General features: G+C 43.3%; 22 protein-coding genes and 5 tRNA genes. 21 read left to right on the plus strand and 6 right to left on the minus strand.

Annotated features, from left to right (window positions below):
* Positions 1-159 precede the first annotated feature (159 nt).
* The 6 genes from MHN30_RS01125 (at position 160) to MHN30_RS01150 (ending at position 7,420) form a co-directional block, all read left to right on the plus strand.
* A complete protein-coding gene (locus MHN30_RS01125; RefSeq protein ID WP_010371949.1) occupies positions 160-471 on the plus strand; it encodes a 2Fe-2S iron-sulfur cluster-binding protein in 312 nt (103 codons plus the stop codon).
* Between the two features lie 4 nt (positions 472-475).
* The gene (locus MHN30_RS01130; RefSeq protein ID WP_039493625.1) at positions 476-1,882 is read left to right on the plus strand and encodes an FAD/NAD(P)-binding oxidoreductase; all 1,407 of its coding nucleotides are present in this window, start codon (positions 476-478) and stop codon (positions 1,880-1,882) included.
* Positions 1,869-3,074 carry an FAD-dependent oxidoreductase gene (locus tag MHN30_RS01135; protein WP_130163586.1) on the plus strand — a complete coding sequence of 402 codons (1,206 nt, stop codon included), beginning with the start codon at positions 1,869-1,871 and terminating at the stop codon, positions 3,072-3,074. The genes MHN30_RS01130 and MHN30_RS01135 overlap by 14 nt, the downstream gene beginning before the upstream one ends.
* 71 nt (positions 3,075-3,145) lie before the next feature.
* Positions 3,146-4,180 (plus strand): S66 peptidase family protein, encoded by a 1,035-nt coding sequence (locus tag MHN30_RS23875; protein WP_130163587.1) that lies wholly within the window; start codon positions 3,146-3,148, stop codon positions 4,178-4,180.
* 1,233 nt (positions 4,181-5,413) lie between these two features.
* The gene (locus MHN30_RS01145) at positions 5,414-6,370 is read left to right on the plus strand and encodes a glycerophosphodiester phosphodiesterase family protein (protein ID WP_130163588.1); all 957 of its coding nucleotides are present in this window, start codon (positions 5,414-5,416) and stop codon (positions 6,368-6,370) included.
* A gap of 63 nt (positions 6,371-6,433) precedes the next feature.
* Positions 6,434-7,420, plus strand: coding sequence for an alpha/beta hydrolase (locus MHN30_RS01150; RefSeq protein WP_130163589.1), 987 nt, complete (start codon positions 6,434-6,436; stop codon positions 7,418-7,420).
* A gap of 267 nt (positions 7,421-7,687) precedes the next feature.
* On the opposite strand, the gene srmB is transcribed toward MHN30_RS01150, so the two are convergent.
* On the minus strand, positions 7,688-8,914 hold the full coding sequence (gene srmB / locus MHN30_RS01155; protein ID WP_010606189.1) for an ATP-dependent RNA helicase SrmB: 1,227 nt from the start codon (positions 8,912-8,914) through the stop codon (positions 7,688-7,690).
* Positions 8,915-8,981: 67 nt separating this feature from the next.
* Between srmB and MHN30_RS01160 the strand changes: the two genes are divergently transcribed.
* On the plus strand, positions 8,982-9,686 hold the full coding sequence (locus MHN30_RS01160; protein WP_130163590.1) for a methyltransferase: 705 nt from the start codon (positions 8,982-8,984) through the stop codon (positions 9,684-9,686).
* A 129-nt stretch (positions 9,687-9,815) separates the two neighbouring features.
* Positions 9,816-11,414, plus strand: coding sequence for a hybrid sensor histidine kinase/response regulator (locus tag MHN30_RS01165; protein ID WP_130163591.1), 1,599 nt, complete (start codon positions 9,816-9,818; stop codon positions 11,412-11,414).
* A gap of 49 nt (positions 11,415-11,463) precedes the next feature.
* Here MHN30_RS01165 and fldB read toward each other — a convergent pair whose 3' ends face one another.
* Complete coding sequence (gene fldB, locus MHN30_RS01170; RefSeq protein WP_130163592.1) at positions 11,464-11,988, minus strand: flavodoxin FldB; 525 nt, start codon at positions 11,986-11,988, stop codon at positions 11,464-11,466.
* Positions 11,989-12,068: 80 nt separating this feature from the next.
* On the opposite strand from fldB, the gene xerD reads away from it, so the two are divergent.
* From xerD to MHN30_RS01230, 12 genes are all read left to right on the plus strand, one after another.
* Entirely contained in the window at positions 12,069-12,992 is a 924-nt protein-coding gene (gene xerD, locus MHN30_RS01175; RefSeq protein WP_017216320.1) for a site-specific tyrosine recombinase XerD, read from the plus strand.
* A 98-nt stretch (positions 12,993-13,090) separates the two neighbouring features.
* Positions 13,091-13,828 carry a bifunctional protein-disulfide isomerase/oxidoreductase DsbC gene (gene dsbC / locus MHN30_RS01180; protein WP_239357192.1) on the plus strand — a complete coding sequence of 246 codons (738 nt, stop codon included), beginning with the start codon at positions 13,091-13,093 and terminating at the stop codon, positions 13,826-13,828.
* 101 nt (positions 13,829-13,929) lie between these two features.
* Entirely contained in the window at positions 13,930-15,660 is a 1,731-nt protein-coding gene (gene recJ / locus MHN30_RS01185; protein WP_239357206.1) for a single-stranded-DNA-specific exonuclease RecJ, read from the plus strand.
* 173 nt (positions 15,661-15,833) lie between these two features.
* Positions 15,834-16,932 (plus strand): peptide chain release factor 2 gene (gene prfB, locus MHN30_RS01190; protein ID WP_099030198.1). Its coding sequence is split into 2 segments (ribosomal slippage): positions 15,834-15,908 and positions 15,910-16,932, totalling 1,098 coding nucleotides; the frame shifts between segments, so codons are not numbered across the junction.
* A gap of 27 nt (positions 16,933-16,959) precedes the next feature.
* Positions 16,960-18,510: a lysine--tRNA ligase gene (gene lysS, locus MHN30_RS01195; RefSeq protein ID WP_010375973.1), complete on the plus strand. Its 1,551-nt coding sequence runs from the start codon at positions 16,960-16,962 to the stop codon at positions 18,508-18,510.
* A gap of 238 nt (positions 18,511-18,748) precedes the next feature.
* Positions 18,749-18,931 (plus strand): hypothetical protein, encoded by a 183-nt coding sequence (locus tag MHN30_RS01200; protein ID WP_010375970.1) that lies wholly within the window; start codon positions 18,749-18,751, stop codon positions 18,929-18,931.
* Positions 18,932-19,050: 119 nt separating this feature from the next.
* A tRNA-Ser gene (locus tag MHN30_RS01205) sits at positions 19,051-19,143 on the plus strand.
* A 21-nt stretch (positions 19,144-19,164) separates the two neighbouring features.
* Positions 19,165-19,241, plus strand: a tRNA-Arg gene (locus MHN30_RS01210).
* Positions 19,242-19,295: 54 nt separating this feature from the next.
* Positions 19,296-19,372: transfer RNA gene (locus tag MHN30_RS01215), tRNA-Arg, on the plus strand.
* Between the two features lie 137 nt (positions 19,373-19,509).
* Positions 19,510-19,586: transfer RNA gene (locus MHN30_RS01220), tRNA-Arg, on the plus strand.
* Positions 19,587-19,722: 136 nt separating this feature from the next.
* Positions 19,723-19,799 (plus strand) — tRNA-Arg (locus MHN30_RS01225).
* Positions 19,800-20,199: 400 nt separating this feature from the next.
* The gene (locus tag MHN30_RS01230; protein WP_239357208.1) at positions 20,200-21,360 is read left to right on the plus strand and encodes a DUF1343 domain-containing protein; all 1,161 of its coding nucleotides are present in this window, start codon (positions 20,200-20,202) and stop codon (positions 21,358-21,360) included.
* A gap of 55 nt (positions 21,361-21,415) precedes the next feature.
* On the opposite strand, the gene MHN30_RS01235 is transcribed toward MHN30_RS01230, so the two are convergent.
* On the minus strand, positions 21,416-22,264 hold the full coding sequence (locus MHN30_RS01235) for a MurR/RpiR family transcriptional regulator (RefSeq protein WP_239357210.1): 849 nt from the start codon (positions 22,262-22,264) through the stop codon (positions 21,416-21,418).
* A 212-nt stretch (positions 22,265-22,476) separates the two neighbouring features.
* Between MHN30_RS01235 and MHN30_RS01240 the strand changes: the two genes are divergently transcribed.
* Positions 22,477-23,853: a Na+/H+ antiporter NhaC family protein gene (locus MHN30_RS01240; protein WP_222241194.1), complete on the plus strand. Its 1,377-nt coding sequence runs from the start codon at positions 22,477-22,479 to the stop codon at positions 23,851-23,853.
* Between the two features lie 13 nt (positions 23,854-23,866).
* Here the strand turns inward: MHN30_RS01240 and MHN30_RS01245 are convergent, their stop codons facing one another.
* The 3 genes from MHN30_RS01245 to MHN30_RS01255 form a co-directional block, all read right to left on the minus strand.
* Positions 23,867-24,472 carry a hypothetical protein gene (locus tag MHN30_RS01245; RefSeq protein ID WP_239357212.1) on the minus strand — a complete coding sequence of 202 codons (606 nt, stop codon included), beginning with the start codon at positions 24,470-24,472 and terminating at the stop codon, positions 23,867-23,869.
* Complete coding sequence (locus MHN30_RS01250) at positions 24,465-25,022, minus strand: RNA polymerase sigma factor (RefSeq protein WP_239357214.1); 558 nt, start codon at positions 25,020-25,022, stop codon at positions 24,465-24,467. The genes MHN30_RS01245 and MHN30_RS01250 overlap by 8 nt, the downstream gene beginning before the upstream one ends.
* A 106-nt stretch (positions 25,023-25,128) precedes the next feature.
* Complete coding sequence (locus MHN30_RS01255) at positions 25,129-25,764, minus strand: energy transducer TonB (protein ID WP_239357216.1); 636 nt, start codon at positions 25,762-25,764, stop codon at positions 25,129-25,131.
* Between the last annotated feature and the right edge of the window lie 70 nt (positions 25,765-25,834).

Consider the following 25,834-nt stretch of genomic DNA (forward strand, 5'->3'; position numbering starts at 1 on the left):
TGAGGTGAGTGCAGCATTTGCACCGAATTGAACAGAATTAGCGCGAGAGTGCTTAAAAGTTAATTTGGATCAAATTAAAGTGAATAAAGTAAATAAAATGTTTATTTTTAATATTTGGATAGTAGGCTTTGTGCGACTTTATTGAAGGAGCATTTTTTCATGTCTGAATTATCCAGAACCCAAGATATTACAGACCCTGAGGGGTTACAGTTCCAAATTCAAATCGACGACATTGCGGTTAACGCATGCGATGGTGAAACCGTGTTGTCTGTTTTGCTTGCGGCAAACTACAAGCAAATTATGGAAAGCGATCGAGAGGCCGTATCTGGTGCTTATTGTGGTATGGGGGTTTGTCACTGTTGTCAGGTAACAATAAACAAACAACATAAACAAAAGGCTTGCCAAACCTTAGTACAACCCAATATGCAGGTTGAAACCAAACAAAATCGTTTCAAGCAGGTCGGGGTATAGTGTGATGTCTAGTTGTCAAAAAGAAAAAATCGTTATTGTCGGTGCAGGGCCTGCTGGCGTTAGCTGTGCAGCTGAGCTGGCTAAATATGGCATTAGTAGCACCTTAGTTGACGAAGCACCAAAAATTGGTGGGGTGATCTATCGCGGGCCACTTCGACAAGCAAGTAAGCTTCCTCATTTAGATGAAAATCTTAAACGAGCGATGGCTGCACTAAAGGTACGCTACGAACATCATAAACAAGATATAACACTACAACTACAAACCAAAGTGCTTGGGCCTGAAGGCGAGAGCGGTTTGCTGTTGCAAACACAAAATCAGTTAACACAAATTGATTACACCAAGTTGGTTCTGGCAACTGGTTGTCATGAGCGCAGTGTGCCATTTGAAGGATGGCAGTTACCTGGTGTGATGTTAATGGGTGGGATGCAACTTCAGCTTAAAAGTGGGTTAGTTCGACCAGGGAAAAAAGTGGCTTTAGTCGGAACTGGACCATTATTGCCACTGGTTGCTTGCCAGTTACATAAATCTGGTGCACAAGTGGTTGGCGTATATGAAGCGAGTCGCTTTAGTGAACTGGCGAAAGAGACTGTGGCGCTGCTTAATAAACCTAAGCTTACGCTTTCGGGATTGAGTATGTTGGCGTATCTCAAAAAGCATAATATTCCATTCAAGTATGGCTATGGCATTGTGAAAGCAGAAGGCCAAGAAAAACTCTCCAGTGTTACCGTAGCGCCTTACGATGAGCATTGGCATGCGGACTTGTCAAAAGCGCAGCATTTAGCCGTGGATAGTCTAGGGGTCGGCTATGGTTTTGTTGCCCGCACCCAGCTTGCCATGCTACTTGGGGTTTCTCATCAGTACACCACCACGAATGGCTATGTGCCTTTATTAGATGACAATTTACGCAGTAGCTTAAATTCAATTTTTGTCTGTGGTGACACCAATGGTTTGCTAGGTGCCGAAGCGGCTATCATTGAAGGGAAAATGGCCGCAACCATGCTTGCCTATGAACAAGCCTGTTTAAGCGAAACGGCCTTCCACACGCGGATGCGCAAGCTCAAAACTAAGCGTAAGCAAGCACAGAAGTTTAGAGCCGGATTTGACCGCTTCTCGGCGCGCAGAGAGGGGTTACTAGCGTTAACCCAACCAGATACTGTGGTGTGTCGCTGCGAACAAGTAAAGCGCCAGCAACTCGATTTAGCATTACAACAAGGTGCAAAAGATTTATCTAGCGTGAAAATGAGAACCCGTATTGGCATGGGAGACTGCCAAGGGAAAATGTGTTCTAGCTATGCACTAGACCGACTGCACGCGGCAGGGCACTTAGATACACTCGGTGTGATAAGGCCAAGATTCCCACTTGACCCAATTCCATTTACTTTACTGGAGAAAAACCATGAAGCAGTATGATGTCATTATCGCAGGTGGCGGTGTAATTGGTGCTGCCTGTGCCTATTTTTTAAGCCGCGATACCAACCTAAAAATCGCGTTAGTGGATTTAAAAAAGCCGGGTAACGCGTCTCGTGCATCTGCGGGTGGATTATGGGCGATTGGTGAGTCGGTTGGTCTTGGCTGTGGTGTGATCTTCTTCAAAACCTTGTCTAAGCTCCAAAGTGAAGGAGATACCGAAGCTGCGGAAACATTGCGGCCGCATCAATTACCAGAATGCTTTTTTGAACTTGCGCTCAAATCAAACGAGTTATATCCAGCACTGCATGAAGAAATGCTGACCAGACACGATGTCGACTTTAAGTTTGAACGTACCGGTCTTAAATTCATTATGTACAATCGCGATGATGAAATATATGCAGATAGCATAGTGTCAGGGATCCCTAATTTGTCTTCGCAGATCCGTTGGCTAGACCAACAGCAATTACGTGCAGAGGAGCCTTACATCACTCCTGATGCGATTGGTGCAATAGATTTTATTTGCGACCATCAGGTAAACCCATACCGATTAGTTGATGCGTATACCGAAGGAGCACGCCAAAATGGTGTTGAGTTATTTCTGAATACCGAAGTGCTAGAGGTACTGCGTGAAGGCAATAAGGTGATAGGCGTGAGGACGCAAGATAAAAGCCTGCATTGTGAGACCTTGATTAATGCCGCTGGTGCTTGGGCGGATGACATTTACCATCAGGCGACAGGTAAACACATGCCAGTTTACCCGGTTAAGGGTCAAATAGTGTTGTCCGAGCGCATGCCTAAAGTATTAAATGGTTGTATCAGTACCAGTGATTGCTACATTGCACAAAAGGACAATGGCGAGATTTTAATTGGCTCATCAACGGAGGAAAAAGGTTTCGACACCACCAATAGTCTAGATAAAATAACCGAGTTGTCACAAGGTGCTATGAAGTGTTTGCCGGTGCTAAAAGAGTCGAGTATTAAACGTTGTTGGGCAGGGCTTAGACCCGGTACACCGGATGAGCTGCCAATTTTGGGCCCCGTTGATGGCGTGGAGGGTTACATTAATGCGTGTGGGCACTTTAGGACGGGGATTTTAATGTCGGCCATTACTGGCACGCTTATTACTGAACTCATGACAGGCAAACCTACCTCTGTTGATTTAGCTCCATTTCGCGTTGAAAGGTTCGAATAAGCGTTTGATTCTGTTGTCTTAATGGGATATATCTAGTCGCTGATGAATATTCCATTAAGGCAAAATAGACGGTGCAATTACGCAAGCCTAAAAAACTAAACCGAGGTGATACCCTTGCGATTGTATCACCTAGCTGGGGTGGCCCAGGTACATTTCCTCACATCTTTGAGCAAGGGTTAGCAAACCTGCGTTCGCTTGGTTTTAATATTGTTGAAATGCCGTCGGCTCGAACGGCTGCGGATGTGCTCTTTTCACAGCCACAATTACGTGCAAAAGATATTAATGATGCCTTTGCCGACCCGAATATAGCCGGGATAATTTCTTCTATTGGTGGTTCAGATTCCGCGCGGATCCTATCTTATTTAGATAAATCCGTTATCTTGAATAACCCTAAGTTTATGATGGGCTATTCTGACTTTTCCACGCTCACCACACTGCTGAACCAGTGGGGATTAGTCACCTTTAACGGCCCATCGATCATGGCCGGTTTCTCCCAGTACCACAATGCTAGTGCTGAGTATCAAGCCTATTTAGCGCAGGCGCTACTAGGTGAAGTCCAATACCCAATATTCAACGCTTATTCTCATGGCTATCCGGAGTGGGCAATACCAGAAAACGTCGGTAAGCTGCATCCCGCTATTGCGACAAATGGTCCAAAAGTACTGCAAGGTACAGGGCAAGTGGAAGGGCGGCTATTTGGCGGCTGTTTTGAAGTGATGGAGATGCTAAAAGGCACTGAATACTGGCCATCGCCGTCATTTTGGCAAGACAAATTGCTATTTTTAGAAACCTCTGAGGATAAACCCAGTCAAGACTATATTCGTTTTTGGTTACGTAACTATGGGGTGATGGGGGTGTTTGAAAAAATATCCGGCTTAATGATTGGCCGTGCGCGGGATTACAGCGAGCGCGAGATGGCTGCGCTTGATGAGGTGATTTTATCGGTTGTACGTGATGAGTTTGGCTGTGACAGTTTACCCGTAATAACTCGGCTTGACTTTGGCCATACTGATCCGCAGTGGATTTTGCCGTTAGGAATACAGCACCGCTTGGATTTGGATAACTTCAGTCTAGTTGCGATAGAGCCGGTATTTGATTTGTTGTAGTGGTGTGATGCTGGGGCGACGTTTTCTTGGTTCGCTCGATCGCGTCGTTTCAAAAGAATGAACGAGAAGCGCATGGATGCGCTTTGATATTAAACATGGAGGTTTATTTTGCTAACAGCTGATAGCTCGAAATTTATCGTAAAGTCAGCTTGTCCTCCTGACTGGCTTCGACGCCCATCCATGGGCTACGACATACTTTTCTTTGATGCCCAAAGAAAAGTATGCAAAAGAAAGGGCACTCCCAACATCACACTGACTCCTCAAGCAAATTGCCAATATGAACGTCACCGCCGTGTAAGGGCCATCCTTGACCCTGTCACAGCTTTTCACGCATCCATGCGTTGAAATGACTCATTGGCAATTTACTTTCGGGTGTGATTAGGGAGGAAAACGGTGCTGATAGTTTTGTTTGGTGCTTGCAGGCAAATTTGCTGCTTTGAGAGAAAAACTAGAGCTCGCAGTCAAAACTAATCCCCCCTCCATCACACCCGAAAAGCATAAGCTGATATACAATGTGCCGACAGGATGTCGGCCAAGTCTTGTCTGGCATAGGGATGTGCCTTACAAGGCGGTTGCGATACCAATTGTATTAGGTAAATGAGCAATTTGAAGCGGAGAAATAGCTTTAGTAGCTAGGCAAAAATTTTGCTATTTAGTTGTTCTAAATGAGAAATTTTTAACGACGCTAATATGGTATTTCACCCTTCAAATTGATTGGAGACTTAGTGCAATTGGTATTATATATCGGCTTAGGGTTTGAGGATTAAGTGTGATGCTGGGGCGACGTTTTCTTGGTTCGCTCGATCGCGTCGTTTCAAAAGAATGAACGAGAAGCGCATGGATGCGCTTTGATATTAGCCAAGGAGGGTATGTTTGATTATGACTGCTTTGTAAAATCAAGTAGTTAACCTGCTTAATTGCTCTGGCTAGCGGCCTCTGCATGCGTAAAAAATATAATTGCTTATTAAGCCAAATTTAGGTGTAATGAATACATAATAAGCGCTGAGCAATGCAGGGAAAGCTTACATATGATTACACTAACTAGGAAAGTGAGTGCCTCCAAAAAGTCTATTTTTTTTAAGTAAGTCATAGTATAAACAACACCAACTCTGCCATACCGAGCAGGTAGCGGCTCAGTCCAACATGCGATTATGCAACACAAACTGCGTGTTGCATAAATACTAAAATGTTAGCTTTCATCGACCATCTATCTATCAAGGAATCAGGTAATAAATGTTTATAAAAATAGTTAAGACGTTTTTGATCGCACTGTCTTGCATAATCACACTAGGAGTTGTTAACGCATATATGTTCGTTCCTGACCTTCAGCGACATGGCGAGATCGTGGCCTATCGAGGAGGCGGAAGTGCAGTTAACTATGAAAAATTAAAAAAAACTGGCTGTACCTCCCTTTCAATAGAAGCATCAAACACCAATTCAGTTGAGAACACACTAGAAGCTGTGGCTTCTTCCGTTGCAGCAGGGGCTAACGTAATTCATTTAAATGTTCACAGAACGCGTGATGACCAACTGGTTGTTTTTCATGACTGGACGTTAGATTGTGCTACAAACGGGTCTGGGCCAGTACATAAAACATCGTTTGAGCAGTTGAAAAATCTTGATGCAGGATATGGATATACGTTTGATGATGGTGCGACTTTCCCATTTAGAGGAAAAGGTTTTAGGATTTCCAAGTTAGAGGCGTTTTACGAACGGTATCCAAAGCATGAGTTTTGGCTAAACCTAAAGGATAACGACATACGTTCATTCGAAACTCTATATGAGTATCTAGCTGGAAAAAAATCTAACCATATTGTAATTACCTCTTCAAAAGGTATGGAGTGGTTTCGAAACAAGGATTTATCTTTACGGTTAGCAAGCGTTGGTAGTGTAAAGAGTTGCGGAATAAATTATCTTTTAGTTGGATGGGCTGGACTAGTTCCTGAGTCCTGTAGGAACACCATTCTTTTTATACCACCCTCAATGACAAAGTATTTTTGGGGCTATCCTAAACGCCTCGCATCAAGATTGCAGAGCTATGGTTCGGATGTTTATCTTTGGTCTCGACATGAATCGATCACCCAATCCTACGATGACGTTGTCGCATCGGGTATTGGAGTTATCACTAGTGATCTTGATTTTATTCGTGCAACACAAGCTAGCAAACGCGTCAATCAGGACGCTCGCTAACTCGCGCACGCGAGCAGTATAAATACTTTCAGACACTGTGCGTAAATACATTAGGGAATAAATATGTCTTCGATTTATCAACGTTTTTTCTTGAGCAAGCTAACTTTAGCGATATTAATAATATTTAGTATTTATATATTGTTGCGTACTATTGCGTTTTTTGTTCATCAGCCAATTCCTCTTTCAGGCGACTATTTCTCATTTGAAGGCAAACAAGTGAGGTATGTCTGTAAAGGTAGCGGAAATCCCTATGTTTTTTTTGAATCTGGTTATGGCGATGACTCGGAACAGGTTTGGTCATCAATTTCTGAGCAATTACCACAGACATTCACGTCATGTTATTACGACCGATTAGGTCATGGCGGCAGTGACGACATTCCAACTGATTTTACGACGAAACAAAAGGCTCAACTTCAAGCATCTCTTATTCAACATGTTGCTGGTGACAACTCGGTCATTATAGTTGCGCGGTCATACGGCGGAATTATCGCAAGACACACTGCCGCAATAACCAACAGTAATTTGGCTGCGCTAATATTGTTAGATTCAGCGCACGAGAATCAACATGAAATATTACGCGGAACCTTCTCTCCCATCGCGACACATGTGCAAATTTGGCATTACGCTGATCCGATTCTGGGGATATCAGATATCAAGAATCTCTTTAAGAAATATGATTCTTCGTTGGCGCAACGACTAGACCAGTACTATTCCAGTTTTCGATACGCGCAAGTGATGTCAGCTTACCGAAACGAAGGCGGCTTCTTCACACCCTTAGAAGATTTCAATTATGACTTTGGTAATTTAAGAATGGTGGTAATGAGTCATGACAGAGAAGCCTACAAAACGGCACCTCGCTTCTACAACGTCGGAGATAAGTGGGCTGAAATGCAAAAAAGTATCGCTCAGCTTTCTCGCAATTCAGAACATATTGTTGTTAAAGGCGCTACTCATAACATTCCAGACGATGCGCCTGACGTGGTTATAAGTAAGATTATTGAAACTGTCGATATTATGTCTAAGCAACCGAGCTTAAGTAGTCGATTCTGAATATTGGCGTTTTGATGTTCTGAGACAAAAAATAAGGACAAAAATAAGGGTAAATAAGTCACGCCCATCACTATTAACATCCAAGCTGAGGAAGTGAAGTAAACACTTAATGCGATGTTTCCATCGCTCGCTATTGGAGCATATACGACCGTTAGATTTAACTAAGTTCTACCAATCAAATCTAACAGAGCAAGTTAAGGCTTACTCACATTAGCTCTTGCCCAAATTAGCATAAAAAAACCAGCGTACTGACGCTGGTTTTTTGGGTTACTTTTTCTTTTTAACCTTGGCGGCTTTCTTTTTCGCCTTGATTTTAACCGGATCTTTTTTCTTCTTCGGTGCTTTCGCTTCTTTATGTTTAGGTTCTAAGCCTTTAATTACACGGCGCTTAAGTTTTTGGTCGGTGTACCGCTCAACCTTTCCTAAAATTTCGACATCGTGGGCTTCAACCAAGGAAACCGCGGTGCCTTTTTTACCAGCACGGCCTGTACGACCGATGCGGTGTACATAAATATCTGCGGTGCGTGGCATATCAAAGTTAAATACGTGGCTGATATCCGCAACATCGATACCACGGGCTGCAACATCTGTTGCCACTAAGATATTCGTCTTACCACTGTGAAAACTTGCCATTGCAGCCATGCGTTTGTCTTGTGGCATTTCACCACGCAGCCAAGTGGTTTTAATGCCTTTGGCAAATAGCTCGCCAACGAGTGTTTCTAGGCGTTCACGCGTTTTTACGAAGATAACCGCTTTGGTTACTTCTTCGTCATCAAGCAGTTGTGCGAGCAAATTGACTTTGTGCTCGTAGTTATCTGCAAGATGAACCCACTGATGAATTTTACCTTTTTCTTTACGTGATGGCGTGGCTTCAAGTAGTGCTGGGTCTTGTAATATACGTTCAGCAAACTTCTCAACGCTTTCGCCCTCAAGGGTTGCAGAGAACAAAAAGCACTGACGACGGTTAACCGCTTCAGAGCAAATACGTAGCATTTCTTTTCGAAAGCCCATGTCTAGCATGCGATCCGCTTCATCTAAGATCAGTAGCTCAACGTTTTCTGCGTGGAAGTTCTCGGTTTCAAGATATTCCATCAAACGACCTGGGGTTGCGATGAGGATATCATTGTTCTTTTCGAAGATTTCTTTGTGACTACCGTAATTAATACCGCCAGTTACCACGCCTATTTTAAGGTTAACACCTGCGGCAAGGAGTTCACATTGCTCGTGTATTTGATAGGCAAGTTCACGCGTTGGCGTCATGATAAGTACGCGGGCAAAGCCTGGCTCTTTGCGAGGAAAATCAAGCAAATACTGAATCGCAGGGATCAAGAATGCAGCGGTTTTACCCGTACCGGTTGGTGCGCTGGCGAGAATATCTCGGCCAATTAGCGCTTCAGGAATAGCCATCTGTTGAATGCTGGTGGGAGTATCGAAACCCATTTTTTTAATCGCACTAATCAGCTTGCTGTCTAAATCAAATTCAGTAAATTGCATATTGCATCACAAATAAAGGACAATAGCGGAATTATACGTTGCTATTGCATTTTCTCAAAGGTATAGGATGTCTCAGTTTGCATTTAAACAGTTTTCGGTGACCCAGCATCATGCGGCAATGAAGGTTTCGACGGATGGTATTTTGCTTGGCGCATGGGTTCCACTCGCTGAAGCCAAGCGGATTGTTGATGTCGGAACGGGAACTGGGCTTATCGCATTGATGTGTAAACAGCGAAGTCCAATGAGCACAGTCCATGCGGTTGAGCTTGATGACGATGCGTTAAAGGATGCAGAGTCTAATATCAAGCACAGCCCGTGGCCTGATATTGAGCTACATCGCTGTGCAATACAAGAGTTTGATAGCGAGCTGCGCTTTGACCTCATGGTATCAAACCCACCTTACTTCAACGCGAGTTTGAAAGGAGAAAATCAAGCGAGAAATAGAGCGAGACACACGGACAGCCTAAGTTTTGATGCGTTGCTTGATGCCTTCGAAAAGTTTACGACGGATGCTGGGCAACTTGCAGTAATTTTACCCTATCAAGAGAGTTTGCTCTTTTGTCAGCTTGCCAAAGCGCGAAATTGGTTTCTTGTTTCAAGCTGTGCGATTAAAACCACCCCGAGTAAATCTTACTCTCGCAGATTGCTACTGATAGGCAAACAAAGCATAGCACAACCAAGTCATGAGCAATCGTTGGTGATATACGATGTAGATAACCAATATACGAATGATTTTGTTTCTTTATGTCATGAGTTTTACCTAAAAATGTGATGGATATTTTTTGCTCGTATCGTGATTTATCTTCTACACTTTAGCTGAGAAATGGTCAGAATCATCGTGTCAAAAGTGCAGTCTGATTTACGTGTACTTAGCTGGTTTAATTCGCTTGTGTAGGTGTTCATGAAAAAAGCCGAGATCCCAAATAACGAAGAAAATCGTCTCAAAGCGCTGCGCGAATATAAGGTATTGGATACAGCTGCAGAAGCAAATCTTGATGAAATTACGCAGTTGGTGTCAGAGATCTGTGAAACGCCTATCGCGCTTATTAGCTTGATAGACACAAATCGCCAATGGTTTAAGTCTAAAGTGGGGCTGGAGGTGGATGAAACCCATCGAGATATCTCCTTTTGTTCTCATGCTATTTTGCAAGAAGATGTATTTGAGGTGCAAGATGCCCTAGAAGATGAACGCTTTTTTGACAATCCACTGGTTACTGGTGGCCCGAAAATCCGCCATTATTCCGGTGCACCGCTGATTAGCTCTGGCGGTTATAAGGTAGGCACTATTTGTGCTATCAGTGATAAGCCCAAAAAACTCACCGATTTGCAAAGGAAAACACTCGTCACCTTGGGTCGTCAGGTAATTCGGCAACTTGAACTGCGCAGAGAAGTAAACGTACTTAAGCTGCTCAATGATTCCAAAGACAATTTTTTATCTGATATCAGCCATGAATTACACACCCAACTTAATGCCATCATTGGTTTTAATGATGTGGTACTCAACTCAGCTGAAGCTGAAGGGTTTTCTGAATCTACGACGAGCTACCTGCAAAATATAGAAACAGGGGGGAGTAAACTGCTTACTGTCATTGATTCCGTATTAGAGCTTGAGCTTATTGAAGGTGAAAAAGTTCAGTTTGAACCTATTCTTTGTTCATTATCCGATCTACTAAAGCAGTCAGTTGCTCGCTTTGCTACTGAGGCAAAACAACATGATATTACGATTACGCACTCTATTGCTGGCGTCTATAAAGGTGAGGCTTTGATGCTCGATAAGGATAAAGTGTCGCGCGTCATAGAGACTTTACTCGACACTGCAATTCAGAGCAGCGAGGCTGGGCAAGAAGTGGTACTCAGAGCATATGTCATTGGTAATGAAATACAGTTTATTGTAAAAGACAGTGGTAAAGGCCTTTCAGCGCTTGAGCAAAGTAATCTATTTGACCGCTTTAGCATGTTTGAGGGCAGAGGAAACTTAGGGGTTGGATTAAGCCTATGTGTGACTAAAGCACTTATTGATATTATGGGGGGGCGGATCAGCGTTTCCAGCCAAGAGGGTGAAGGGACTGAGGTGGTGTTTATTATTCCATGCAAAAGCGAAAGTGGAGTAAAAGTCGCTTCGCCACCAAAAACAGAGCATATCGCCATTTTCTATCATCAGATTGGTGTAATAGAAGACAATCCGCTTAATCAGCTACTGATCACTGCGATACTCGACAAACTTAGTTGTAGCTATGATATTTTCGAATCTGCTGAAGCCTATTTTGAAGTGGCAAAAGAAAAACACTTTGACATCATTTTTATGGATGTGAATCTTCCGGGTATGAGTGGTACAGAGGCCGCACATTTAATCAAACAAGAAAATTCAAGGTTACCGATTTTGGCGATAACCGCTGATATTTTCTTAACTCAAGCTCAAAATGAAGTTTTTGATAATGTGATCCATAAGCCGTATAAGCTATCACAAATTGAGGCCGCATTGAGTCAGTTTTACAGATGATATTAGGGATGGGCGTTAACACTTTGGATTAGTGCTAACGCTTACTGCGCTAAACATCTAATTCGGCGTATTCCGTCATGATTTGCTCTATCCAAGTCGCGATACGCTCGTCGCTTTTGTCGTATTGACTGTCTTCATCTAGTGCCAGACCAACAAACTGACTTTTATCTTCGGTCAGTGCTTTTGACGCTTCAAATTCATAGTCGTCTGAATTTGGCCAGTAGCCTAAAAAGGTGACGCCTTGAGGGGCAATTTTTTCATGTAGCATGCCTAGTGCATCTTGAAACCATTCACCATAACCTTGTTGGTCACCCATGCCGAATAGCGCTATGACTTTGTTGCTCAGATCAACGCCGTCGATATCGTCCCAGTGAGATTCCCAGTCTTCTTGAAGTTCGCCGAAGTCCCATGTTGAGATACCAAAAATGAGGAAGTCAAACTGCTCAGCTTGTTTTAGCGGCTCGTCCTTAATATTAAATAAGGTAATTGTGTCTTTGCCGATGATTTCCTGAATCTTTTCTGCGGCCATTTCTGTGTAACATGTTGTCGAGCCGTAAAATAACCCAATTTGCATTGTATTTATCACTTTCAATTTGACTGGTATTATAGGTGGCAAGTCTACATCATGACGTTAATAATTAATACAGGTACTCTGTGAGCGAACACCAAGCAACTACCCATACACTGTCTGATCTGCAATATATAGAAGCCTTTTTAGATGCGCTATTTTTAGAGCAAGGGCTCAGTGAAAATACCATTGCAGCCTATCGCAGCGACCTTGAAAAGTTTCTCTTATTTATAAAAGCAGAAACCTCGGTGTCTTCTTTACTGGCAATCACAAGCCAAGACGTCGAGGCTTATTTGGCACACAGAATAGACAAGGGCTTAAAAGCAAAGAGTAACGCGCGAGCCATCAGTGCATTAAAGAGATTTTATTTATATTGGTTGCGAGAAAAACAAATCGCGCAGTCTCCACTGGATACTATTGCGCAACCTAAAACAACACCATCGCTGCCAAAAACCTTGTCAGAGCAAGAAGTTGAGGCCTTGTTAAATGCTCCTGATTGTGACGATCCGATGGGGCTGAGAGATAAAGCAATGCTCGAGCTCTTGTATGCCACGGGGTTGCGCGTGACTGAGTTAGTCGGGCTAAGAATGGAGCAAGTCAACATGAGACAAGCTGTTGTACTTGTGCGTGGTAAGGGAGGCAAGGAGCGCTTAGTGCCTATGGGTGAAGAAGCATTGCATTGGATCGAACAATTTCTCAAAAAAGGGCGGGGCTTAATGATCAAGCATGCTACCGATTTTGTCTTTCCATCCAAGCGAGGCATAGGTATGACGCGACAAACTTTTTGGCATCGCATAAAACACTATGCTATTTTGGCAGACGTTAAGTCGCCGTTATCGCCACATACGCTACGTCATGCTTTTGCAACACATTTATTGAATCATGGCGCTGACTTGCGAGTTGTGCAAATGATGCTTGGCCATAGCGACTTGTCGACGACTCAAATTTATACACATGTTGCCAGTGAACGTTTAAAAACATTGCACCAGCAGCATCACCCAAGAGCTTAATTTTTGTTGCTTGGGAATTATTTATGGTTACTCCGGTCTTAGTGAGTAGCACAAAGGGGCGCGTGAACCCCTCAAATAACAGGTTTAGAGAGAACATAATGAAAAAACTAATAGTTGCCGCTTCACTGGCATTGAGCTTTGGCGCTTTCGCTGAGCAAGTTGAGGGTCCTGTCGCACCAACAGCACCAGTAGATCCAATTACAACGCAATTTAGCGGATTAGGTATAACGGTTAAGCAAATCAAAGATAGTCCGCTTGCGGGCTTAAAAACAGTGATCACAGATAAAGGGGTACTGTATTCAAGTGCTGATGGTAAATACCTAATTCAGGGCACTATGATTGATCTTGATAACCGCCGTAATATCACCGAAGACGCGTTGAGTGATGTGCGCCAAAAAGGTATTGCTGAATACGAAGACTCAATGATCGTCTACAAAGCGGAAAATGAAAAACATCAAATCACGGTATTCACAGACATTACTTGTGGCTACTGCCGCAAACTTCACCGTGAACTAGAAGATTACTTAGCAGCTGGTATTACCGTGAAATACCTAGCTTTCCCACGTGGTGGTTTGCGTGGTTCAGGCTATGAAGATTTGAAAAATGTATGGTGTGCAAAAGATGCCGCTGCTGCACTTACTGAGGCGAAAGCTGGTAGTGAAGTGAAACCAGTTGAAAACTGCCAAGCGCCAGTAGCCGAGCACTATCAACTAGGGCAAAGCTTTGGTATTTCAGGAACACCAGCGATCATTCTTGAAGATGGTTCAATGATCCCAGGTTATCAACCTGCAGCAGCTATCGCACAAATGCTAGATGCAAATAGCCCTAAGTCATAATGACTCACGCTTAGCGATGGAGTTCGCGTTGAGAACTCGATAAGATAGCAAGATAAAGAATATAAAAGGCCATTTTGGCCTTTTTTGTTTTGTGAAAAAGTATGCATACAGAAATTAAACCAAGAGAGCGGGTTGATGACAGCCATTTACCGGCTTCACTACATCCCGTGATCAAACAGCTTTATGCTGCCAGAGGGGTTAAATCGGTCGTTGAACTCGATAATAGCGCCGCAACCTTACACGATTTTAAATTATTTAAAGACATCGAGCTTGCAAGCCAAATTCTGGCTGAAGCACTTTCTTTGCAACAACAAGTGTTGATTGTTGGTGACTTTGACGCCGATGGCGCAACGAGCACCGCCGTGTTAATGGAGGGGTTACCTCAGTTTGGTTTTCAGCGTGTGGATTACCTCGTGCCGGATAGATTTAGCTTGGGGTACGGCCTAAGTCCAGCATTGGCCGAGCAAATCGTTGCCATAAAACCTGATTTGGTGATCACCGTAGATAACGGTATTTCCTGTATTCGCGGTGTCGAAATCGTGAAGCAGGCGGGTATTAAAGTGATTGTTACCGATCACCATTTACAAGGTGATGAGTTGCCGATTGCCGATGCGATTGTTAATCCGAATCGTCTTGACTGCGATTTCCCATCTAAGTCTATCGCGGGGGTTGGGGTTGCCTTTTACCTACTGATAGCGCTGAGGCATTACTTAAGAGCGCAAAACTATTTTGTGGAACAAAATGTCGCGATGCCAAATTTGGCGACATTATTAGATATTGTTGCCCTAGGAACCGTGGCTGACGTTGTGGCTCTGGACGCGAATAACCGCACTTTGGTACATCAAGGGCTCGCCCGGATCCGCAGCGGTCAGACGCGACCAGGGATCCAAGCGCTTATCGAGGTTTCTAACCGTAATAATGCTAGATTAAGTGCCAGTGATTTTGGCTTTGCGTTAGCGCCAAGACTCAATGCCGCCGGGCGTCTTGACGATATGAGTTTAGGTATTGCTTGCTTGTTATCGAAAGACATTAACCAAGCTCGCCGTATTGCGTCTGAGCTCGATAGTCTAAATATAGAACGACGCGAGATTGAGCAAAGTATGCAGCAAGAGGCGCAAGCGGTATTGGAGCGTTTGGTACTTAAAAGCCAAGAAGTACCAGATGCCTTGTGTTTGTATCAAGATGATTGGCATCAAGGTGTGATAGGTATTCTAGCGGGACGCTTAAAAGAAAAATATCACCGTCCGTGCATTATTTTTGCACAAGGCGACAACGGCGAGATAAAGGGCTCATGTCGTTCTATTGAAGGTCTACACATGCGCGACCTGCTGGAGTCAATCAATACCCAGCATCCAGAGTTAATTGTAAAATTCGGTGGCCATGCGATGGCAGCAGGACTGACCATTTTAGAGTCTGAATTTGCGCGGTTTAAACAGGTATTCGAACAAAACGTCAGTGCGACGCTGAGCGAAGAAGCAAAGCAAAGCATTCTGTTGACGGACGGTGAACTGCCGGGCGATTGCTTTACCATGGATTTTGCTTTTGAACTACAGCAGGCAGGTCCGTGGGGGCAGCAATTTAGTGAGCCGGTATTTCAGGATGTATTTGAGTTGGTGCAGCAACGTATTGTTGGCGACAAACATCTAAAACTTGTGCTTAAGCATCGCTCGGGTCGATTGGTTGATGCGATAGCATTTAACGTTGACGTTCGGGCTTGGCCAAATCTCCAGGCAACCCATGCTTTATTTGCTTATCAATTAGATATTAATGAGTTTCGTGGTAAATATAATTTGCAGCTCATTGTGCGTGAACTTCAGGCGCAACCGAATTAATAGAGATGTGCGTACTGAGTTTGTTAAAAAACTCCCAAAATTCTCACTTTTAGGGATGCTAAGCGCGGTTATTATTTGATACTATTGGTCGCTTAAATCTATGGTCTGACCCGTTGTCAGACCTGTTTGTGTGAATTCACAAACCGACAAATTTAGTTCTGGAGTAATGGTAAATGTTTGAAGTGAATCCTGTGATTAACCAAATCAAGGAAATTCGCGAACGTACAGAGCTTCTTAGGGGGTATCTTTGACTACGCTCTAAAGCAAGAGCGTTTAGAAGAAGTTAATGCCGAATTAGAAGATCCCGCTGTATGGAATGAGCCGGAAAGAGCCCAAGCACTGGGCAAAGAAAAATCGAATTTAGAAGTGATTGTTGAAACCATCGATAATCTCGTGTCTGGTGCCGATGACGCAGAAGGTCTGGTTGAGCTTGCTGTAGAAGCCGAAGATGAAGAAACCTTCACTGAAGCAGAGCAAGAGGTCAACGGCCTTGTTGAGCAGCTGGAAAAACTAGAGTTTCGTCGTATGTTCTCAGGCGAGCAAGATGCCAACGATGCGTACATCGACTTGCAGTCAGGCTCTGGCGGTACTGAAGCCCAAGACTGGTGTAACATGTTGCTGCGTATGTATTTGCGCTGGGCTGAGGCGAAAGGTTTTAAAGCCGAAATCGTTGAAGCGACCGATGGCGATGTTGCCGGTATTAAGGGCGCAACAGTTAAAGTCACGGGCGAATATGCTTACGGTTGGCTTCGTACAGAAACGGGCGTACACCGCTTAGTACGTAAGAGTCCTTTTGATTCAGGCGGCCGTCGTCATACTTCGTTTGCTTCTGTATTCGTTTACCCAGAAATTGACGACAATATCGAAATCGATATTAATCCTGCAGATCTTCGTATCGATGTATATCGTGCATCGGGCGCAGGTGGTCAGCACGTTAACCGTACAGAATCAGCGGTACGTATTACGCACTTACCAACCAATACGGTAGTGCAGTGTCAGAATGACCGTTCGCAGCACAAGAACAAAGATCAAGCGATGAAGCAGTTAAAGGCGAAATTGTTTGAACTTGAACTGCAAAAGCAAAACGCTGAAAAGCAAGCCCAAGAAGATGCAAAATCTGACATCGGCTGGGGCAGCCAAATCCGTTCATACGTGCTAGATGATTCACGTATTAAAGATTTGCGTACAGGTATTGAAAATCGCAATACCCAAGCCGTACTAGACGGCGATTTAGACAAATTTATCGAAGCAAGCCTGAAATCAGGCCTTTAATCCACAAGCTAAACTAAGAGCTAAACAATGACAGATCACAATCAAGACGAAAATAAACTTATTGCTGAGCGTCGTGGCAAGCTAGATGCGATCCGGGAAAATTGCCCTGCGAATGGCCACCCGAACTCATTCCGCCGCGAAGACTACACACAAGATCTACAAGCTAAGTTTGGTGATAAATCGAAGGAAGAGCTAGTAGAACTTGATCATCATGTTTCTGTTGCGGGTCGTTTGCTTGCGAAACGTGGTCCTTTCTTAGTGTTGCAAGACATGAAAGGTCGTATTCAGGCTTATGCTTCAAAAGACGTACAAAAAGACCTAAAAGAGAAGTATGGTCAATTAGATATCGGCGATATCGTTGGTGTTAAAGGTCCGCTTCATAAATCTGGTAAAGGTGACTTATATGTCGACATGGTTGAGTATGAACTACTGACTAAGTCGCTACGTCCACTACCTGAAAAGTTCCACGGTCTGACTGATCAAGAAGCAAAATACCGTCAGCGTTATGTTGATTTGATCACTAACATGGATACGCGTGAAACATTCCGTATTCGTTCAAAAGTGATTGAAGGTATTCGCCGTTTCTTAGCTGAACGTGACTTTATGGAAGTGGAAACGCCGATGCTACAGGTTATTCCAGGCGGTGCGTCTGCACGTCCATTTGTAACGCATCACAATGCACTAGATATTGATATGTATCTACGTATCGCGCCTGAGCTATATCTTAAGCGTCTAGTGGTTGGTGGTTTTGATCGTGTATTCGAAATCAACCGTAACTTCCGTAACGAAGGTTTATCTACGCGTCATAATCCTGAATTCACTATGATTGAGTTCTATCAAGCATACGCGGATTACAATGATTTGATGAACTTGACTGAAGACATGTTACGCACCGTGGCACAAGACGTGTTAGGCACTACTACGGTTGTTAATACTGTGAAGAATGCTGAAGGCGAAGTGACAGAGACGATTGAGTATGACTTTGGCAGTGCGTTCCAGCGTTTGTCTATGGCTGATGCTATTTTACAATACGGCCCAGATGCTGAAGCACAAGCTGAAATCTTTAAAGATCCAGAAAACCACTTTGAAGCACTAAAAGCATACGCTAAGAAAGTTCACGTTAAGATCCCTGAAAACTGTGTATGGGGCCCAGGTAAGTTCCTATGTGAAATATTCGAAGAAGTCGCTGAGCACAGACTTATCCAACCGACATTCATCACTGAATATCCTTGGGAAGTGTCTCCGCTGGCGCGTCGTAACGATGAAAATCCATTTATCACAGACCGCTTCGAGTTCTTCGTGGGTGGCCGTGAGCTTGCAAATGGTTTCTCTGAGCTTAATGACGCTGAAGACCAAGCTGCACGCTTTGCGCGTCAAGTGGAAGAAAAAGATGCAGGTGACGATGAAGCAATGCACTACGATGCGGATTATATTCGTGCGCTAGAGCATGGTTTACCACCAACAGCAGGTGAGGGGATTGGTATCGATCGCCTTGTGATGTTATTCACAGACTCACCGACTATTAAAGACGTTATCTTGTTCCCACACATGCGTCCTGAAGTACAAGCTGAACAGTAAGTATTTTCACGTAATCTGAAAATACATGTAGAAAAGCGCCTTATGGCGCTTTTCTGTTAATTGCGTAAGATAAATCTCACAGTATTTTTAAATACATAGTTTTATTATGTAGTTATTGCCAACTCCTATTCATAATAAAAGTTGTTTCTCTTTTGAAACTAGATTATCCCAATTTCCTAACTAGTCTTTTTCAAGTTCTAATGCTGCGTTAAAAATAACAAATAGGGAATCCGATAAGATGAGCAATAATGAGTTTGAAAATGTCGATGAGCACGAGCAAGCGAGAATTTTATATTATCGGGCTTGTATCGCTGAGTTTCAGCAGCTTGGTTATCAAGAAGCATTTTTGGACGAAGTTTTGCGTCAACAACGTGCATTAAGAAATACCTACAGCGATCCTAACCCCCTACAAAATGAGTAAAAATTGGCGTTAGTGCCGAGTAACTAAGCAGACTGCACAATCTATCACCATTCAGTGCGTTTTTACAAGAAAAGTATTTGACATATTTTTTCTAACCTATATTATACGCCCCACAAGACGGAGAGGTGGCCGAGTGGCCGAAGGCGCTCCCCTGCTAAGGGAGTATAGGGTTTGTAGCCCTATCGAGGGTTCGAATCCCTCCCTCTCCGCCATTTTTAATGGTTGTCTTGTACGGACGCATAGCTCAGCTGGATAGAGTACCTGGCTACGAACCAGGCGGTCGGAGGTTCGAATCCTCCTGCGTCCGCCACTTTTCTTTAAGTGGTTAAATATAAAGAAAGTTGGAAAACTATACATTCATAACGGACGCATAGCTCAGCTGGATAGAGTACCTGGCTACGAACCAGGCGGTCGGAGGTTCGAATCCTCCTGCGTCCGCCACTTCTCCTTGAGTGGTTAAATAATAAAGGTAGGAAACAGGAAGTCGGAGGTTCACCTTCACAAATTACGTCCTGTGTCCGGCACTTTTCTTTAAGTGGTTAAAATATAAAGAAGTTGGAAAACTATACATTCGTAACGGACGCATAGCTCAGCTGGATAGAGTACCTGGCTACGAACCAGGCGGTCGGAGGTTCGAATCCTCCTGCGTCCGCCACTTCTCCTTAAGTGGTTAAATAATAAAGGTAGGAAACAGGAAGTCGAAGGTTCACCTTCAAAAAATACGTCCTGCGTCCGCCACTTTTCTTTAGGTGGTTAAATATAAAGAAGTTGGAAAACTATACATTCATAACGGACGCATAGCTCAGCTGGATAGAGTACCTGGCTACGAACCAGGCGGTCGGAGGTTCGAATCCTCCTGCGTCCGCCACTTTTCCTCAAGTGGTTAAAGAATGAAAGTAAAAACAGGCGGCCGGAGGTTCACTCTCCACAACATACGTCCTGCATCCACTACTTATCTCAAGTGGTTAAAATAAAGAGATAAACAAGCCGACGAAAGTCGGTTTTTTTGTGTCTAATATCCATGTAGGAGCAGGTTTACCCTGCGAGCTGTTACGAAAGTTGAATACATCGACGCTCGGAGGTTCACCCTGCGATCTATTACGCAAGTTGAATACATCGACGCTCGGAGGTTTACCCTGCGATCTGTTACGGAAGTTGAATACGACAACGCTCAGAGATTCACTACTGCATGATTAAACTCCCGAAACACTTTTCATTTTTTTTCTGACTGATACCCTAATCGCGTATTTATTTAGAGAAAGCATTATATGTTTCAATCACTCAGAATTTGTTTACTACTTGTTTTTTGTTGTGTTCCTTTAACTGTTGAAGCGCTTACATTAGGTGCTGAGCGCGCAGAAGAGTATTTACCTGTGTTAAAAGGTAAGCGCGTCGGATTAATCGTAAACCAAACATCCCGCGTTGACGACCAACATCTAGTTGATTACTTACTTAATAAAGAAGTGGATGTTAAAAAGGTCTTTGCACCGGAACACGGTTTTCGTGGTAATTATGATGCGGGTGCTAAAGTAGATGATGCAAAGGATGTGAAAACTGGGCTACCAATCATTTCGCTTTATGGCAGTAATAAAAAGCCAAGGCCTGAGCAGCTCAAAGATATTGATGTGCTTATTTTTGATATTCAAGATGTGGGGTTGCGCTTTTATACATACATCAGCACTATGCACCTCGCGATGGAAGCTGCAGCCGATGCAAATATTGAATTTTGGGTTTTGGATAGGCCAAATCCAAATATCGCATATGTTGATGGCCCATTATTAGAAAAACCATTTCAATCTTTTGTTGGTATGCACCCCATTCCCGTATTGCATGGCATGACCGTTGGCGAACTGGCGACTATGATTAAAGGAGAAGGGTGGTTAACCTCGCTTACAGCGCTACAGTTACGTGTATTTCCAATGCGAAACTATAGTGGCAGCACTGAATATAGATTGCCGATACCACCAAGTCCTAACCTACCAAACCAACAAGCAATCTACTTGTATCCATCTTTGTGCTTTTTTGAAGCGACACCTATTTCTGTTGGTCGTGGAACGAATTTTCCATTTCAAGTTTTTGGCTACCCAGATCCTAAACTGGGTGAGTTTCAGTTCACACCTAGACCTGTGTTGGGGGCGGCTTCCAATCCTAAATTAAATGGTGTGACTGCGTTTGGCCTGGACTTAAGAAACAGCAATGTACGAGGTTTTGATTTAACTTGGTTTGTTGCTGCATACGCACAGTTCAAACACGAGAATAAAGCGTTTTTTCAGTCCCCCGATTTTCTCGATAAGCTTGCAGGCACGGACAAAATCCGCAAAGCCATTGAGTCTGGCCAATCGGCATCAGAGTTGAGAAAACTGTGGCAGCAGGATGTACAAGACTTTTTAAAGCAGCGGAAAAAGTATTTATTATACCCGAGATTGTAACGGGTTTTCGCTAGAGGTAAACGGCAGCACGAGTCTGCCGAGGGTGGCTTAAGTCTTACTCGCTACGCAATACTTGCATGTTTTCATTGGCCTTATCCACGCGTTTTTGCCAATGCAGGTTTGATTGTGCAAGTGCCGTGAATAAAACATCAATAAGGTAGGCTTGAGAAGTACGAGACAGCATACCTGAATGCTTAAGTGGCTCCCCTTCATTGATGCAATACAGTATCGCATCTGCCATTTCCGCAAGTGAGTGGCTACCATAACGAGAAATGGCAAGACATTTACAACCATTGTCCAATGCTTGATTAGTCAAGGTTAGTAAGCTCTTACTGGTTCCTGTATTGCTAATCACAATAAAAAGATCGTCTTTCCCCATCGTTGCAATAAAGCTAGAGGCGCTGATTTCATCAACCTGAGCAATTGCCGGAATACCAAGCTTTTGGAGTTTCCAAGTTAAATCTTGGGCCATAGTGAAAGTACTACCAAGTGCACACACAATGACTTTTCGTGCGGTCTTCACCAACTGAATTGCGTTCTCAAACTGTTTTGCTGAGTTAAGTTTTCGAGTTTCGGAAATAACATTTTGCTGTTTTAGTTGTAATTTATCTGCGATTAACTCGATGGAGTCATTACTGGAAATTAACTCATCAATTGGTGCGCTGGTATCCGTTTGCTCGTTGAGCGCATCAACAACGGCAAGTTTAAATGCTGGAAATCCTTTATAACCCAGCTTTTGGGCAAATTTTACGACGCTAGATTGGCTGACACCGGCTTCGCGTGCCAGCTCAACGGAAGAAAGCGCACGGATTTTATCGCCCGAGTTCAAGGTAAAGTCAGCAAGCTTTGCTTCACTATTTGATAGTGATGGACGAAGTGCTTTTATTTTGACAAATGTAGACATGCGATACTCAATCCGAACTAAATTAATCTGTCCATATTATAGGTTCAATTGGAACGTTACGATAGACCAAAAAGGAATATCATTGCACAAAACACACTCATTGTACCAGTATTGGGGTTAAATGTTGACTTAAATTTAATTTAGTCGCAAAGACTTGGTGTTTTAAACCGCTTAACTTAAGCTAAGTGTTTTGAATTTATAGATTAAACTATATGGCTTGGTACTCGATTTTGCCACCTTTGATTGCAATTGCAGTCGTGTTTTGGCGTAAAGAAGTGATTATCGCATTGATTTTAGCGCTAGTTTCTTCCGAATTTTTATTGGCTCTACATGGTCAGCAGTCGCTAATTGCAGGCACATTCGTAGGCAGTATTGAACGTGTTATTGAGGTTGCGACATCGGCAGGTAACAGCCGAATCTTGATTTTTAGTATAGTGATCGGTGCATTGCTCGCCTACATCAGAGAGTCTGGTGGAGTTGCTGCAACGGTGAATATGCTGCTTAATCGAGGTGTCGCTAAAAGTAAACGTCAGGTTGGCTTACTAACCATGTTTACTGGCACGGCAGTGTTCATCGAATCAAATATGAGTGTACTAACCTCTGGTATTGTTGCGAGGGGACTATTTGATAAGTTCAAAATGAGTCGGGCTCGTTTGGCTTATATCATCGATAGTACTAGCGCTCCTGTATGTATTTTGATTTTGCTTAATGGTTGGGGTGCTTATGTGCTTGGATTGCTGAGTAACTACGAACTTGAGCAGTCGGCAGTGAGTATTTTATGGGGTAGTGTCGCGTTTAATTTTTATGCGATTATTGCACTGTTAATTGTTCTCTATACGATTGTCTTTGATAAAGTTCATGGACCGATGAGGGCCGCAGAGCAAGAGTTAAAGCACCATACAGCTGAAATAAGTAGTGGGCCAAGTGCCACCAAATCGCGTTATATGCTGATCCCTTTGTTAACGCTGATTGTAAGTATGATTGGATTTATGTTTTGGACAGGCAATGGTGTATTGGCAAATGGTAGTGGCTCTAAGTCAGTACTTTATGCCACAATTTTAGCTTCAACCGTTGCGTACCTGCTGCTTTTAACTGGTAAGAGGTTTAGTCATCATGAGCTAATGGATGTTGGCTTTAAGGGGATGGGGGAGCTGCTGCCATTAGTAAGCATTGTGTTACTCTCTTTGACTTTAGGCGCAAGTCTAAAAGAGTTGGGAACAGGCACTTTTGTTGCGTCTTTAGTTGGTGACTATCTGCCTATTTACTTGATAGTGCCTGTACTCTTTATTACTGGTGCAATCATGTCATTTACAACAGGTACATCATGGGGCACCTTCGCCATATTAATACCGATTGGTGTACCACTGATTCAAGCGCTAGGCTTGCCACCATCGCTTGTGCTTGGTGCCATCTTAAGTGGTGGGATATTTGGCGATCACTGCTCGCCTATCTCAGATACCAGCGCGGTATCGGCACTGGCATCTGGATGTGACTTACTGACTCATGTTAAAACCCAGTTACCTTATGCATTGGTGGGTGGGGTATTAGCAATTATCTGCTTCTTTATTGCCAGCCTTATTATGATTTAAGAGTAAGTGCCAGTTAGGGGCAAGCCAAAACTTGGTTTTGCCCCGTACTTTCAATAGCAATAATTTGCCCGTTGTTGGCGGTCGACAGTGCTAGCATAACTGGCGTATTAAAATTGATAACACTAGTTTTTGGCTGTGGCATCACGCTAAGTAAGCTTTGTTTTAACTCGATGAGAGTATGGGTATTACACTCTTCAATTAACCAAGCATCATCGTTAATCGCAACGAGTCGACCGTAACGCTGTTCTTGAACTTGTTGTTGCGCAGCCTCAAATCTAGCATCCAGCACTTTTTTCTGTTCATCTATACGGGCAAGATACTGACCTTGCTGTAGCTCATGCGTTTCGATGTGTTGAAAATCTCCATAACTGACTAAATGAGCACTTGAGTTATATTCTTTATCAATATCAACATGTTGATTTTGATACCATAAGGTGAAAAGTAAAGCGACTGAACAAGTAACCGCGCTCCACTGCCAAGTTTCTATACGACCCAAAAAATGATGGGCAAAGCTAACTAGTCGCACCTTGATACGAGTAGCCAAAGTTAACGGTTTGTCCTGCTTGTTAGCTTGGTAAGCCGCTTTTAACTTGGCGTCAAATTTGTCTAAATTACTCATGATTTTCACCCACTTGAGACTTTAGTGTCTCTTTTGCGTATCTAATTCGAGTTTTTACAGTCTCTTGTGTGGCCCCTACAATTTGCGCTATTTCAGCTAAGCTGAACCCCTCTAACTGTAAGCTTAGCGCCTCTTTTTGTAATAAAGGAAGTGTAGCAATTTGCTGGTATAGCCACTGTTCCTCCGATGTTTTTGTAAACTCATTGGAGTTGGTCATACCTACTTTACTATCAGTCAACTCAGAGAGTTTACCTGATGCTCTGATTGAATCGATTAGCAGGTTACGTGCAATGTGAAACAAGTAAGCCTTGGGGTGGCCCTGCTGTCGATAAGCGCTTTTCTTTTCGATGACTTTTAGCCATGTTTTTTGACATATATCTTCTGCCGACGCCGCCTGTGTTTGTGTTTTCAGAAAGTGAAATAAATCACTTTGATAGCGCTCAATGACTTGCTCGAGGTATTTTACTTTACCCGTTGTTGCATATTCATAAAGCGGATCTTCTACGTTGCTGATGGCGCGAGCACGCCACATTTTCAAGCTACTCAGCATAGGTAATCCTAAGTCTCAAGGGTCAATAGACCCTAATATCAATAAGCTAAATTAAGAAGTTTACTTCGTGACTCAGCGACTCAAATTGATTACATATCAATGGCTGTTACTGTTCCAGTGTAAACTCTAATACAACGCGCTGAGCGTATTGCGGTTGCGGTTTTCCATCAACAATAAGTGGTCTATATTTCCATTTCCTTAGTGCTCTGACAGCAGCCTGATCAAATACTCTTTTAGGTTCCGCATTCGTCACTTTAACATCAATCACTTCGCCTTGTGGAGAAATGGCAAACTCCATTTCTACCCAGCCTTCCACTCCATCTCTCGCAGCCGCAGGTGGATAGTTAGGGTTGCTTCTAACAAGTGGAGTCGCTTGCCCATCGGTGGAGAATTGCAGCGTCATTGTGTTAGTAAACTTACCTAAATCTAAGCTAGGTGTCTCGCTACTAATTTGTAGATTCTCTCCTGTATCAACGATATTTTCAGTAGGTCTAATCGGGGCCGTTATTGGTTTTGGTGGTTCTGGCATTATCCTTTTTTCTTCGACTGGAGAGTCCTCTCTATCCGCTGCAATAGTAAGATCAAATACTTCTATGTCGATAATGGGGCGAGTGAGTTCTTGAGAAACCAAGTTTTGCATAAAGCCAAAGGTGGCAAAAGTAATAATAACTGCGCCAACAAGCGATAGTGCGAGTTTTGGAATTGCTGAATTAGGCTGTTGAAGAGTGGCTAATGTCGTCATGATTTTATCCCCGTTATGTTGTTCTCGTAAATAGAACGTTTGGGTAACGGAAACGGGGTGAAAGTTTTTA

Source organism: Pseudoalteromonas sp. OF7H-1, from assembly GCF_022347825.1.
GTDB classification, from domain to species: Bacteria; Pseudomonadota; Gammaproteobacteria; order Enterobacterales; family Alteromonadaceae; genus Pseudoalteromonas; species Pseudoalteromonas maricaloris.

Bases quoted from the DNA above. Each gene is read 5' to 3' on its own strand.
- MHN30_RS01150 (WP_130163589.1), top strand. From the start codon at position 6,434: ATGTCTTCGATTTATCAACGTTTTTTCTTGAGCAAGCTAACTTTAGCG.
- MHN30_RS01245 (WP_239357212.1), bottom strand. From the start codon at position 24,472: ATGAGTAATTTAGACAAATTTGACGCCAAGTTAAAAGCGGCTTACCAA.
- MHN30_RS01165 (WP_130163591.1), top strand. From the start codon at position 9,816: ATGAAAAAAGCCGAGATCCCAAATAACGAAGAAAATCGTCTCAAAGCG.
- MHN30_RS01130 (WP_039493625.1), top strand. From the start codon at position 476: ATGTCTAGTTGTCAAAAAGAAAAAATCGTTATTGTCGGTGCAGGGCCT.
- dsbC (WP_239357192.1), top strand. From the start codon at position 13,091: ATGAAAAAACTAATAGTTGCCGCTTCACTGGCATTGAGCTTTGGCGCT.
- lysS (WP_010375973.1), top strand. From the start codon at position 16,960: ATGACAGATCACAATCAAGACGAAAATAAACTTATTGCTGAGCGTCGT.
- MHN30_RS01200 (WP_010375970.1), top strand. From the start codon at position 18,749: ATGAGCAATAATGAGTTTGAAAATGTCGATGAGCACGAGCAAGCGAGA.
- MHN30_RS01235 (WP_239357210.1), bottom strand. From the start codon at position 22,264: ATGTCTACATTTGTCAAAATAAAAGCACTTCGTCCATCACTATCAAAT.
- MHN30_RS01135 (WP_130163586.1), top strand. From the start codon at position 1,869: ATGAAGCAGTATGATGTCATTATCGCAGGTGGCGGTGTAATTGGTGCT.
- MHN30_RS01160 (WP_130163590.1), top strand. From the start codon at position 8,982: ATGTCTCAGTTTGCATTTAAACAGTTTTCGGTGACCCAGCATCATGCG.
- recJ (WP_239357206.1), top strand. From the start codon at position 13,930: ATGCATACAGAAATTAAACCAAGAGAGCGGGTTGATGACAGCCATTTA.
- srmB (WP_010606189.1), bottom strand. From the start codon at position 8,914: ATGCAATTTACTGAATTTGATTTAGACAGCAAGCTGATTAGTGCGATT.
- MHN30_RS01125 (WP_010371949.1), top strand. From the start codon at position 160: ATGTCTGAATTATCCAGAACCCAAGATATTACAGACCCTGAGGGGTTA.
- MHN30_RS01250 (WP_239357214.1), bottom strand. From the start codon at position 25,022: ATGCTGAGTAGCTTGAAAATGTGGCGTGCTCGCGCCATCAGCAACGTA.
- fldB (WP_130163592.1), bottom strand. From the start codon at position 11,988: ATGCAAATTGGGTTATTTTACGGCTCGACAACATGTTACACAGAAATG.
- MHN30_RS01240 (WP_222241194.1), top strand. From the start codon at position 22,477: ATGGCTTGGTACTCGATTTTGCCACCTTTGATTGCAATTGCAGTCGTG.
- MHN30_RS01230 (WP_239357208.1), top strand. From the start codon at position 20,200: ATGTTTCAATCACTCAGAATTTGTTTACTACTTGTTTTTTGTTGTGTT.
- MHN30_RS01145 (WP_130163588.1), top strand. From the start codon at position 5,414: ATGTTTATAAAAATAGTTAAGACGTTTTTGATCGCACTGTCTTGCATA.
- MHN30_RS01255 (WP_239357216.1), bottom strand. From the start codon at position 25,764: ATGACGACATTAGCCACTCTTCAACAGCCTAATTCAGCAATTCCAAAA.